Here is a 12,443-nt window from a genome sequence, read left to right as displayed (position 1 = left end):
AGAGGATTGATGCTCTTAAATTGCCCATCCCCCCGCATAGAAAGCGACCAGCACCACGGCAATCGCGACGGTGCCGATATTGAGCTTATGCCACTCCCGGGCGAAAACGCGGCCCACCACCAGGGTGACGAAACCCAGCATAATCCCGGTAACGATGTTGCAGGTCAGCACGATAAAGACCGCGCATACCAGCCCCGACATCGCGTCGATAAAGTCGTTGAAGTCCAGTTTCGACACGTTGCTCAGCATCAGGAGCCCGACATACATCAGCGCCGGGGCCGTTGCATAGCCGGGGATCAGATAGGAGAGCGGGGACAGAAACAGCACCAGCAGGAACAGCACGCCGACCACGACCGCGGTCAGGCCGGTCTTACCGCCCGCCGCCGTCCCGGCTGCCGATTCGATATACACCGCGGCAGGCGCCGCGCCAACCAGACCGGAGAAAATGGAGCTTACCGAGTCGCTGGTAAGCGCCTTGCCGCCGTTGATGATTTGGTTGTCCTTATCGAGCAGGTTAGCCTGTCCGGCGACCGCGCGGATGGTGCCCGTGGCGTCGAACACCGCCGTCATCACCAGCGCCAGAACGCTTGGCAGGACGTAGGGCTGCATCGCACCCATTATATCGAGGCTGAAGATCAGCGATTTACCGTCCTCCCCGGCGAGGCTCGGCATTGCGACCAGCCCGTGAAATTTCACCGTTGGGTCAAAAATCAAACCGATGATGGAAATCCCGATAATGACCAGCAGAATACCGCCCGGGATTTTGCTCTTCTCAAGACCGAAGATCATCGCCAGGCCCAGCAGGCTCATGATCACCGGGAAGGAGGTGAATGCCCCCAGCGCTACCGGCAGCCCTTCCAGCGGGTTTTTGATAACCAGCCCGACGCCGTTGGCGGCGATCAGCAGCAAAAACAGGCCAATGCCGATCCCGGTGCCGTGGGCTATCCCCATCGGCAGGTTGCGCAGGATCCACGAACGAATGCCGGTGACCGAGATGGCGGTAAAGATAACCCCCATCAGGAATACAGCGCCCAGCGCCACCGGGATCGAAATATGCTGGCCCAGCACCAGGCTAAACGCGGTAAAGGCGGTGAGCGAAATCGCGCAGCCGATGGCCATCGGCAGATTGGCCCACAGGCCCATCAGCAGCGAGCCAAACCCGGCCACCAGGCAGGTGGCGACAAATACGGCCCCCGGCGGAAAGCCGGCTTTGCCGAGCATGCCCGGCACAACGATGACCGAATAGACCATCGCCAGGAAGGTGGTTAATCCGGCGAGAATTTCCTGGCGCGTGGAGCTACCGCGCTCGGAGATTTTAAAAAAGCCGTCGAGTGCGCCGCGCGGCTGCGCGGCTTTTGGTGTGTGTAGCGAATCGTCTGCCATTGTGGTTTCCCCCTGCAGAAAGTTTTGTGTGCGTCAGGTACGTTCATAAACCAGACGGCCATCAACATAGGTACGATAAATAGAGCGATCGTCGCCAAGCGTGATCAACACGAACAGCTTGTCGATAAGCGAAACCGAATTGTCGTAGCGCAACTGCTGCAGCGGCGTGGCGGTAGGTTCCAGCACCACGAAGTCCGCCTCTTTACCGGGGTGGAAGTTGCCGATGCAGTCATCCAGCCCCAGCGAGCTGGCACCGCCGAGCGTCGCCAGATAAAACGCCTCCCAGGCAGACAGGCGGCAGCCCTGGAGCTGCATCACCTTGTAGGCCTCGTTGAGCGTTTGCAGCATATTGAAGGTGGTGCCCGCGCCGATATCGGTGCCGATGCCGACGGCCACCTTTTTGCGCCAGGCTTTCTGCAGGTTAAACAACCCGCTGCCGAGATAGAGGTTGGAGGTGGGGCAGAAGGCGATCGACGAGTGGGTGTGGCTCAGGCAGTCCCACTCTTTTTCCTCCAGGTGAACGCAATGGGCAAACACCGATTTTCGGCCCGTCAGGCCGTAGTGGTGGTACACGTCGAGGTAGCCGTCGCGCTCCGGAAAGAGCGCTTTCACCCAGGCAATTTCATCAACGTTTTCACACAGATGTGTATGCACCCAGGTATCCGGATACTCCTCGCGCAGCCTGCGGGCGACCTCCAGTTGTTCTGGCGTTGAGGTCGGGGCGAAGCGCGGGGTGATGGCGTAGAGCAGGCGGCCATTCTTATGCCAGCGTTCGATCAACTGCTTGCTCTGCTGGTAGCTGCTTTCCGGCGTATCTAACAGATAGTCCGGCGCGTTGCGATCCATCATCACCTTGCCGGCGATCATCCGCATATTGATATGGCTGGCGGCTTCAAACAGGGCGTCCACCGACTCCGGATGCACAGTGCCGAACACCAGCGCGGTGGTGGTGCCGTTGCGCAGCAGTTGCTTCAGGAAGAATGACGACATTTCGCGGGAGTAATCGAGATCCGCATAGCGGCGCTCGGTCGGGAAGGTATGCTTGTTGAGCCACTCCAGCAGTTGTTCACCGTACGCGCCCACCATCTCGCTTTGCGGGTAGTGAATATGGGTATCAACAAAGCCCGGCACCACCAGCTTGCCGCGGTAGTCCCGGACGCGCACGCTGGCGGGAACTTTCTCCTTCCCCGCCTGCCATTCGCCGAACCATTCCACTTTCCCGTTGCGAATCAGCAGCAAGCCGTCTTCGATATAGCGCAGTGCGGACTCTATTTCTTCCGGATGCTCCACGGTGCGGGTGACATCAAGGAAGCTGCCGCGTACTGCTTTTATGGTGTGTTCTCCTGACATACTGAGTTCCTTAGCTATTCCAGTTCTTCGACCTGCGAAGCGGCCTTGTCGGGCGCTTCGCGTCTGATAGGGATAAGAAGATTCAGCACGATGGCGGTTAGGCCACCGGCGCAAATAGGGTTTTCTACCAGCACATAAATAGATGCGGGCAGTATTTTGAATATCTCGGGGTCGTAAGAGACGCCAAGCCCCAGGCCGAGCGAGGTCGCGACGATAAGCGTCTCCCGGCGTTTCAGGCCGTTAGAGATGATGATGCGGATCCCGGCGATGGCGATCATGGAGAACATCAGGGTCATGGCGCCGCCCAGCACCGGTGACGGAATGGTGGTGAAGAAGCGGCCTATGCCCGGGAATAGCCCCAGCACGACAAGCATCACGGCGATTGTTCTGCCGATATAGCGTGAGGCGACGCCGGTCATCTGAATGACCCCATTATTTTGCGCGAAGGTGGTTAACGGCAGAGAGCCGAGCGCGGAGGCGATCACCGAAACCAGCCCGTCGGCCAGCACGCCGCCCTTCAGGCGGCCCTGATACTCATCACCCTCAATCGGGCGCCGTGAAACCATCGCGGTGGCGGTAATATCACCGACGGCTTCCAGCACGCTGAGCAGATAAATGGTGCCGACCACCAGAAAATGATGCAGATCGAACGAAAAACCGTATTTGAAAGGCTGAGGAATGGTGAGCAGCGGCAGGTTGCGCATAACGCTGAAATCCACCATGCCCAGACAGAGCGCGACGACGTAACCGACCACGATGCCGACGGCGATGCCGCTCATGCGCAGCAGCGGGCTGCGCATGCAGTTAAACCCGATCACCACCAGCAGCACCAGCAGGCCGATGCCGAGGTTTTCATAGTTGCCGAACGTGCCGCTGCTTTTTGCGGCAAAGCCGCCGCCAAAATCGATAATGCCGACCTTGATCAGGCTTAAGCCAATCATCAGCACCACAACGCCGCTGACCGTCGGGGTAATGACGCGTCTCAGGTAGGGTAGAATAAAAGAGGAGCCAACCACCAGAAACGCGCCGACGAACGATACGCCCAGCAGGGATGACAGAATAAGATCCTCGTGCAGGCCGTCGCTTTTCATGCTGCTGCCGAGGGCTATCATCACGGTGACAAACGAAAAGTTAACCGACTGAATGGAGAGCAGGCCGGAGCCGATGCAGCCATAGCGGTTCACCTGCAGCCAGGTGCCGACGCCGGAGGCGATCATCGCCATAGATACCAGATAGGCGGTGGTCTCGGTCGAGAGCTGTAGTGAGGTGCCGACGATGAGCGCGGGCGTCACCATCGGGACAAAAATAGCTAATAAATGGGTAATGGCACCAATTAACGTCTGGTGTACAGGGGGTTTATCTTCCAGTTGATAAATAAGATCGGTTCCGGCTTGGTTAATATCAGACATCCCTTTACTCCTTCCAGGTAAATTTGTAAGTCTGATTCAGCGGGTTACCCTCTACTGACTATCGGCACCGGAATTTTGGATGCAGAAGACCCTGAGAAGTTATCTCATACAACGATCGCGAGCAGAGGCCGTGAGTCTGTGCAGGGGCTGCTGTGCAGCCCCGATAGCGTTACAGTTTTCCTAATGCGCTGAGTATTTTCTCCGGTGTGAAATGCCATTCGCGCAGCCACACGCCGCAGGCGTCATGAATGGCGGTGGCAATGGATGGCGCTGCGCCGTTAACGCCGATTTCCGAGATGGACTTCGCGCCGTATGGGCCGACTTTGTCATCGCTTGGCACCAGCACGGCGCGGAAATCACGCGGAATATCGCCAATCTTCGGCGCGCCATAGCTGCGCAGATCGCGGGTGAGCGGATGACCTTCGGCGTCGTAGAGGATCTCTTCGGTCAGGCTGTGGCCGATTGCGCGCATGGATGCGCCGTAAATCTGCCCCAACGCCAGGTCCGGGTTGACCGGCGTACCGCAGTCGAGCAGGGCGTAAAATTTCTCCAGACGGATCTCGCCGCTGCGCAGGTTAACGGCCACCTCGGCGAAGTTTGCCCCGTACGGGAAGGCAAAATCCGGCGTGATGTAGCAGGCGGTGGCGACCAGCGTGCCAAAACCGGTGCCGGTCTCGGCTTTATGCGCGATATCGCCGAAGCTGACTTCGCCTTTTTTACCGCGCACAATGCCTGGCGCTACCAGCGTCACGTCCTCCCGCGGTTCGCCTATCATCTGCGCGCCGTGGAAGAGAATTTTTTCGCGCAGATTTTCGGCCGCCATCCGCGCGGCGTTGCCGGAGAAGCAGGTGCCGGACGAGGCGTACGCCCCTTTGTCAAACAGCGCGTGGTCGGTATCGCCGGAGATGACATGAATGTCCTCCAGCGGGCAGCGCAGCACCTCGGCGGAGAGTTTGGCGACTACCGTGTCCAGGCCGGTGCCGATATCCGCACCGCCGGAGTGAACGATAAAGGTGCCGTCTGACTCCAGCTTGATCATGCAGTTGGCCTGGTCGATATCCGGGATACCGGATTTCTGCATGATAATGGCCACGCCGCGGCCAATGCGCCAGTCGCCCTGTTGCGGTTTGGGCGAATCCCACTGAATGAGCTCCCGGCCCTGACGCAGGATCTCCTCCAGCGCGCAGCTGGCGGCGGTCGGGACGGAGGTCGGCGCTTTACCCTCGCCAATCGCGCCGAGGATCTTCAGCGGCTGGCCTTCGTGCACCCGGTTGCGCTCGATGATTTCCAACTGGTCGATGTTGAGCTGTTCGGCAAGCTCCGCCAGCGCCATGGTGATGGCAAAGTTGCCTTTCGGCGCGCCGTAGCCCTGATAGGCGCCGGTTGGGCAGATGTTGCTGTAGTAGGTGGTGACCTGGAAATCGACGTTGTCGCAGGGGTAGAGCGGCAGCGACAGCGCCGGGCCGTTACACGGCACCGTCAGCGAGTGGTTGCCGAACGGACCGGTGTTGGCGCGAAAATCCATATTAATGGCGGTCAGGCGGCCGTCTTTTTTCGCCCCCAGCTTAACGGTGACTTTCGCCACATGGCGCGAGGTGTTGGCGATAAACTCCTCTTCGCGGGTATAGCGGAAGTAAACCGGACGTCCGGTTACGCAGGTAGCCCACGCGCAGACCTCTTCCAGCAGGATGTCCTGCTTGGAGCCAAAGCCGCCGCCCACGCGCTCTTTAATCACGTGCACTTTGTTCTGTTTCAGGCCGACGATGCGCGCCACCTGGCGACGCACGTGCCACGGCACCTGGGTGGAGGCGTGGATCACCAGACGATCGCCGTCCATGCGGGTAAAGCAGATGTGCGTTTCCGTCGGGCACTGCTGCGCCTGCGTTGAGCGGTAGGTGCGCTCGATGATAACGTCCGCCTCGGCAAAACCGCGCGCGACGTCGCCGATATGGCCATGAATGCTGGCGGCGATGTTTTTACGCGGTCGGGAGCCGATCGGGAAGTTGATTATCATGTGCTCATCGCGATCCACCGCGTGACGGTTATCTTCCTCCAGGGTATCCGGCGCGCCAGCAACGTAGATAACCGGTTCGTCGTGTACTACCGGCGCATCGTCCGCCATGGCTTCATCGATGGACATCACCGGCTTCAGCAGCTGGTACTTAACCTCAATCAGTTTTAGCGCGGCGAGCGCCGTCTCTTCGTTTTCCGCCACCACGGCGGCAACGCGGTCGCCGACGTGGCGCAGCTTTTTACTGAACATGCGCCGGTCGAGCGGCGAGGGTTCCGGCGCGCTCTGGCCGCCCGGGGTATAGTAAATGTCCGGGCAGTTGCGGTAGGTGATGACGTGCACTACGCCCGGCAGCGCTTCGGCCTTGCTGACGTCGAGGTGGGTAATCAGCGCGTGCGGGTGCGGGCTGCGCAGCATTTTGACGACGCAGGCATCCGCCGTAATACGGTCTTCAACGTAGCAGGGCTTTGCCTGCACCATTTTGGCGGCGTCGCTCTTCGGATGAATTTTACCGATAACCGCCAGGTCGTCGCGAAAGGTCGGCGCATAGTCGGCGCGCGCCTGCGGGTCCTTTTTGCGCGCGACGGCCAGTTCAATCACCTGATAAAACTGCTGATACCCGGCATCGCGGCTGAACAGCCCCGACAGCGCGTCGTCGATGTCGTCGCGGGTTGGGGCCTCGACGCGGTCCAGCAGATCGGTGATGATCAGCGCGGCGGCCGGATCGTTGAAGCCGGACTGCACCACGCCGACGTCGACCATCGCCTGCTGCACCAGGCTGAGCTGGTTCCAACTTCCCAGCGATTCGGCGGTTCTCACGGTCGCGCGATCGAGCTGCGCCGCGACCAGTAATGATGCGTTGACGATGCGCCCATTCAGCAGGACAGCATCAGAACCTGCAAAGCCAAAGCCATCGTCGCTGTTACGTACAGAGTGCATGCCGAGTGCAAACAGCAGCCGCTGAACGTTCTCGCCAGGCGCGACCTTCATCTCTCGCGCGCTGCCATTCAGATTGAAATGGATGATCATGCTAATTCTTCTCCCATCTGCTGGCAGTCGGCGTAAAGGTCGGCGACTACCACCCCTGCGATATAACGTTTGTAGGCCACGCTGCCGCGGATATCCTCCCGCGGGAAGACGGCGGCGCGAACGGCCATTTCCAGCGCTTCACCGTCCGTTTTCTGCGCTTCGACATCGCGCAGGCGAATCGGCAGATCGGCCACGCCGTCGAGCGCAATGCGCGTTTCGCCTTTGTCGGTCAATGCGACGGCGGCGGTCAGTACCGACAGGCCCGCGTGCGAGCGGCTGATCCTGCGGGTGGCGCAGGCGCGGTACGGATCGTCGATAACGATTTCAGTCAGCAGCTGATCGTCGCGCGACGCCAGCCAGGCCTCCAGCGGCAGCGTCTCTCCGTTGGCGAGAACCAGCAGCGCGTCCAGCGCCAGCAGCACCGGCAGCAGTACGGACTCCTCCTGCCGGGCGGCGATTTCACCGCCAAGGGTCGACTGGTTGCGCAGATGGCGGGAGTCGATGAACCCCAGGGCGTCGTAGAGGGCATCGGGAATAAAGTGCAGTTCGCGCAGGGTCTGCAGCCGCGTCATCAGGCCGATGCGCAGGCTGCCGTTATCCCAGTCGGCCCAGTCAAGAGAGAGGTCTTCCAGCGAGATGGCAATACGCTTGTCGGTGCGCCCCGGCGCGGCATTGAGCTTGCTGCCGCCCGCAAACCACACGGCCTGGTCTTTGTAGTGGCGTTTTAACTCCAGAGCCTGTTCGATGGAGTCTGGTCTGAAAAATTGCTCTATCATGATTCATCCTCATCGGTTTCTCCCCCCTGAGGGGGAGAACACTGGTTTAGTTCAGCGCATCCATGCGTTGCCATAGTCGTGCGGCGACCTTTTTGGCCTCGGCATAGATGGGGTCGCAATCAAAGGCGAACTGGCGGTCTTCGTAGACCATCACGCCGTTAACCATCACGCTGTGCACGCTGCCTGAGCCCATGCCGAAGGCGATATGTCCGGCGACGTTGTTGGCGATAAGCGGCGTCGGCGCGGCGTAGTCGCATATCGTCAGGTCCGCCTTATAGCCCGGCTCAAGACGGCCGAATTTCGCGTGGAAGTTGCGGCTCAGCAGGCCGTTGCCGTTGCTCAAGGCTTTGGCAAAGCTGTCCGGCCAGAGCGGCCCGCCGGCGTCACGGTGCTTGAAGAAGGCAAACTTCATCTCTTCAAACATGTCGGAGCCAATGCCGTCGGTGCCCAGCGCCAGGTTGCGGATCTCCGGCAGGCGGTGGTTGTAGCCCACATGGTTGTTCATGTTGGAACGGGCGTTGTGCACCAGGAAACCGTCGCGCTCGTTGAGCAGGCGAATATCGTCGTCGGAGAGATACAGGCCGTGCGCGATCAGCGTTTTGCTGTCGATAAGGTCGAACTCCGCCAGGCGCGCCAGCAGGTCTTTGCCGTAGTGATGGTGGCTGTGCGACACGTCGTAGCGGTCTTCCGCCGCGTGTATATGCAGGCCGCGGTCGGTGGCTTTCAGCGCTTCGCGCAGCATCGCCAGCCCCTCATCCGACACGGTGAACGGCGCATGCGCGCCGATATGCGCCTCGACCAGCCACGGCTCATGGCCCTTTTCCCGCGCCGTATCGATTTCCTGCGCGAAACGGATGTTCTCCTCAACGCCCGCCTGCAGCTCCTTCAGACCGCCGTTGCGGTCGGTGGTCTCAAAGCAGGTCATACCGCGCAGGCCGACCTTCAGGAACGCGTTGCGCAGCTGGCTCAGCGACCCGGCGATATAGTTCGGCGAAGCGTGATGGTCGATAACCGCTGTGCAGCCGCTGCGGATAGCCTCCATTGCGCAGATTAGCCCGCTGTAGTAGAGAGACTCTTCATCCAGCGCCCGGTCGAGGCGCCACCACAGGTTTTTCAGCGTGGAGATGAAGTCCGGGCAGGGGGCGATATTGGCCTGAATTCCCCGCGACAGGCCGGAGTAAAAATGGTTATGCGAGCAGACGATGCCCGGCATGACCAGCCGGCCATGCATCTCTTTCACCCGGGCCTGCGGATAGCGCTGGCTCAGCGCCGGACCCACGTCGCGAATTTCATCGCCCTCAATGGCGATATCGACGTTTTCCGCCACGTTTGCCGGGTAGAGTTGCACGGCGGTGACGTTTTTCAGGATTAGCATACTCATACCTCGACCCCTCCCAGCAGATAGTGGTGGTGCTGATGGACATGGCTGATGACGCGACAGATATCGTTGAGCGGCGCCGGAACGTGCTCAAACTTGCCGCTGGCGTCAATGTTCAGCACCCAGGTCTGATTATCCTGACGCACGTGAACGCTACCGTTCTCCACCAGGAAGCCCGGGTTTGCGCTGTTGGCGAAATCCTGCGGCAGGCTGAAGACGGTGATCTTGTCCTTGTACGGTTTGCCCTGCCACGGACAGAACTGCGCGCAGTTGCCGCATTCGTTGCAGTAGGCGTCCAGGTGCAGCGTCTGGAAACGGTTCTGGAAGCCCGGTACGGCAATCGAGACGTTGGCGCGGTTTGGACAGACGTCCACGCACTTGCTGCAGACGTAGTTACACTCGAGGCAGCGGGACGCTTCCTGGGCGACAAACGCGTCGCGATCGTCTTTATCCACCTGGGCGATGGCGATAGCCCCTTTGCGGCGATAGATTTCCGCCGGATCCACGTTGTTCCAGCGCTTATCGGCATGGTGGCTGCGGATGTTCTCACGGGCCAGGATGGTATCCGTCGCGCGGCGGGCGTTGCCGATAGCCGAGACAATAGAGGACGGGCCGCGCTGGACGTCGCCAATCAGGAACACGCCGGGTTTGCGGGTTTCGCCGTCGGCGTTGACTTCCGGCCAGCCGCGGTCGTCCAGCGGAATGCCCATCGCCTGCAGCGCGTCGCTATCCTGCTGCTCGCCGATAGCGGTGATCAGCGTATCGACCTGCAGAGTACGGGTTTCATCGGTTTCCACCGGGCGGCGACGGCCTTTTTCATCGGCATCGCCGAGCGTCATCACCCGAATGGTCAGAGTGCCGTCGGCGTCGAACTGCTCCGGATTGCTGAGGAACATGAACTCCACGCCGTCGTGAACAGCCTCTTCATACTCTTCGCGCCAGGCTGGCATCTCCTGCAATGAACGGCGGTAGACAACGGTCGCTTTTTCCACGCCGGGTACGCGCAGCGCCGTACGCGCGCAGTCCATCGCGGTGTTACCCGCGCCGACCACGACCACATGTTTGCCGAGATGCAGGCTGTCGCCCCGATTAAACTCGCGCAGGAACTGCAGCGATTTGTGAACGTTGGGGTTAGTGCCGCGCAGCCCCACGCCGCTGTTTTTGTCCGTACCGGTGCCGACCAGGATGTACTGGAAGCCGTCCTGCTGCAGCTTCTCCACGCTCAACTGCGGATCGCAGCCGTAGACGATGTTCACGCCGTGGTTGACCACAAAGTCGATGTCATGCTCGATTAGCTCGCCCGGAATACGGAAGTGCGGAATGATATTGCGCACGACGCCGCCGGCGTTCTCTTCGCGCTCAAACAGGGTGACCGGATGTCCGGCGCGGGCGAGGAAGTAGCCTGCGGCCAGACCTGCCGGACCTGCGCCTATCACGGCTACCGGGTTCATCGACCCCGAACCTGCGGGCTTGTGCCAGCGACGCTGGTACTCTTCCCAGCCTTTTTCCAGCGCTACTTTTTTCAGCTCGCGGATGTTGAGCGCGCTGTCGTAATCAAGACGGGTACAGTTGTACTGGCACTGGTGATCGCAGATATGGCCGGTGATCGCGGGCAGCGCGTTGCGCTGGTAAATCAGCTCCAGGGCGTCGGCATAGCGGTGTTCGCCCATCAGGCGGATATACTCCGGGATATCCTGCTTGATGGCGCAGGCGGTCACGCAGGGCGCGACGTAGCAGTCGGTCATCGGCAGTTTTTCGCCGACGTCGATACGCTCTTCCGGTTTCCAGTGCTTCTGCGTGTACTCCATACTGACGGCTCTTTCCGCCAGCGCGTTCAGGCGTTCGACGTCGACGCCTGCGGTCTCCCAGCCACCGGTCTGCTCCAGTTCGCGCATGCATTCGCTCAGACGCAAATAGCCGCCCGGTTTCAGCAGGTCGGTCGCCATGGTGATGGGCCGGATACCGGTTTCGAAAATGTCGCGGATAGTCAGCTGGCTGGCGCCGCCGGAGTAGGAGATTGGCAGCTTGCCGTCGAACGCGCGGGAAAGCATGGCGGCGACGTTGATCGACAGCGGGAACAGCGCGCGGCCGGACATGTACATTTCATCGCCCGGCAGCGCGCCTTTATTGTTGACGGTGCCGAGGGTATTGGTGAGCTTCACGCCAAAGCCAAGGCCTTTCTCTTTGGCAAGCGTCATCAGGCGTTGCAGCATTTCCAGCGCCTGGCCTGGCTTCAGGTCGTGGTCGAAGGACTCCTCCTTCAGCCCGATGTAGCCAAAGCCGCAGGTATCAAGAATTTCCCGTACCCGCGGGTAGCCGAGCAGCGTTGGGTTGAGCTTCACAAAGGTATTGAGGCCCTTTTCCTCCAGCATATAGCGGCAGATCGCCTCAATTTCATCCGGCGGGCAGCCGTGCATGGTGGAGAGGGTAACGCCTTCCACCAGCGTGGCGGGAATGCGCTGGGCCAGTTGCCCCAACTGCGGACGAATATCCTTAAGCTGGTGGCGGGTGATGAAGGTTTCATCGTGCAGCCAGCGCTGCAGAACATCGCGGTACTGGGCAAATTTAGGATGATCGCCCGCATTCATCATGTTATCGATAAACTGCTGCATCGGCGGCTGTTTGATGCCTTCAAGGTTGTAGCCGACGCTCATATTGAAAATAAACGATTTGCCCGATGCCGACGGCGTGAGCGGGAAGACCTCCTCCAGCAGATGCAGGATAAACCAGGCTTTCAGATATTCGTCCCAGGCCTTCAGCAGGGTAAATTCGGTGGACCACTCGGTGTTAAAACACTCATCCTCGGCGTCGATACAGGGTTTTTCCAGCTCCAGACGGTCGAGGATTTGCACGGTTTTCAGCTCGATAAACCGCCCGCCGGTAAGCCAGGACGTGATGATATTCTGAGCAAGCTGGGTGTGCGGCCCGGCGGCAGGACCGACGGGGGTAGCGCAGGTTTCACCAAAAACCGTCACCTGGCGTTGCCTGGCGGGTGAATAGAATTGCTGCTCGGGAATACCAAAGATGGAACGCTGGCTCTGGTACTCATCAAAAATGCGCGTCAAAAGTTCCTCAAACGGGATGGGACGCATGATATCCCCCATAAC

The 12,443-nt window shown here is 60.1% G+C and carries 7 protein-coding genes; all 7 read right to left on the bottom strand.

What is annotated here, in order from left to right:
* Positions 1 to 15: 15 nt before the first annotated feature.
* The gene (locus ENTCL_RS13910) at positions 16 to 1,383 is read right to left on the bottom strand and encodes an NCS2 family permease (RefSeq protein ID WP_013366779.1); all 1,368 of its coding nucleotides are present in this window, start codon (positions 1,381 to 1,383) and stop codon (positions 16 to 18) included.
* 33 nt (positions 1,384 to 1,416) lie between these two features.
* Complete coding sequence (gene guaD / locus ENTCL_RS13905; RefSeq protein ID WP_013366778.1) at positions 1,417 to 2,733, bottom strand: guanine deaminase; 1,317 nt, start codon at positions 2,731 to 2,733, stop codon at positions 1,417 to 1,419.
* A gap of 14 nt (positions 2,734 to 2,747) precedes the next feature.
* A complete protein-coding gene (locus ENTCL_RS13900) occupies positions 2,748 to 4,142 on the bottom strand; it encodes a nucleobase:cation symporter-2 family protein (RefSeq protein WP_013366777.1) in 1,395 nt (464 codons plus the stop codon).
* Positions 4,143 to 4,311: 169 nt separating this feature from the next.
* The gene (locus tag ENTCL_RS13895) at positions 4,312 to 7,182 is read right to left on the bottom strand and encodes a molybdopterin-dependent oxidoreductase Mo/Fe-S-binding subunit (protein ID WP_013366776.1); all 2,871 of its coding nucleotides are present in this window, start codon (positions 7,180 to 7,182) and stop codon (positions 4,312 to 4,314) included.
* Positions 7,179 to 7,958, bottom strand: a complete 780-nt coding sequence (gene ygfM / locus ENTCL_RS13890) for a molybdopterin-dependent oxidoreductase FAD-binding subunit (protein ID WP_013366775.1) — start codon at positions 7,956 to 7,958, stop codon at positions 7,179 to 7,181. Before ygfM ends, ENTCL_RS13895 begins: the two co-directional genes overlap by 4 nt.
* Before the next feature lie 46 nt (positions 7,959 to 8,004).
* Entirely contained in the window at positions 8,005 to 9,339 is a 1,335-nt protein-coding gene (ssnA, locus tag ENTCL_RS13885; protein ID WP_013366774.1) for a putative aminohydrolase SsnA, read from the bottom strand.
* Positions 9,336 to 12,440: a putative selenate reductase subunit YgfK gene (gene ygfK / locus ENTCL_RS13880; protein ID WP_013366773.1), complete on the bottom strand. Its 3,105-nt coding sequence runs from the start codon at positions 12,438 to 12,440 to the stop codon at positions 9,336 to 9,338. The genes ssnA and ygfK overlap by 4 nt, the downstream gene beginning before the upstream one ends.
* Positions 12,441 to 12,443: the final 3 nt, after the last annotated feature.

Source organism: [Enterobacter] lignolyticus SCF1, assembly GCF_000164865.1.
Taxonomy (GTDB): domain Bacteria; phylum Pseudomonadota; class Gammaproteobacteria; order Enterobacterales; family Enterobacteriaceae; genus Enterobacter_B; species Enterobacter_B lignolyticus.
The sequence above is the reverse complement of the archived record's forward strand: the minus strand, read 5'-3'. Positions and strand labels throughout refer to the sequence as shown.

Excerpts from the sequence above, each read along its gene's own strand:
- ygfK (WP_013366773.1), bottom strand. The coding sequence starts at position 12,440 with ATGGGGGATATCATGCGTCCCATCCCGTTTGAGGAACTTTTGACGCGC.
- ENTCL_RS13895 (WP_013366776.1), bottom strand. The coding sequence starts at position 7,182 with ATGATCATCCATTTCAATCTGAATGGCAGCGCGCGAGAGATGAAGGTC.
- ssnA (WP_013366774.1), bottom strand. The coding sequence starts at position 9,339 with ATGAGTATGCTAATCCTGAAAAACGTCACCGCCGTGCAACTCTACCCG.
- ygfM (WP_013366775.1), bottom strand. The coding sequence starts at position 7,958 with ATGATAGAGCAATTTTTCAGACCAGACTCCATCGAACAGGCTCTGGAG.
- ENTCL_RS13900 (WP_013366777.1), bottom strand. The coding sequence starts at position 4,142 with ATGTCTGATATTAACCAAGCCGGAACCGATCTTATTTATCAACTGGAA.
- ENTCL_RS13910 (WP_013366779.1), bottom strand. The coding sequence starts at position 1,383 with ATGGCAGACGATTCGCTACACACACCAAAAGCCGCGCAGCCGCGCGGC.
- guaD (WP_013366778.1), bottom strand. The coding sequence starts at position 2,733 with ATGTCAGGAGAACACACCATAAAAGCAGTACGCGGCAGCTTCCTTGAT.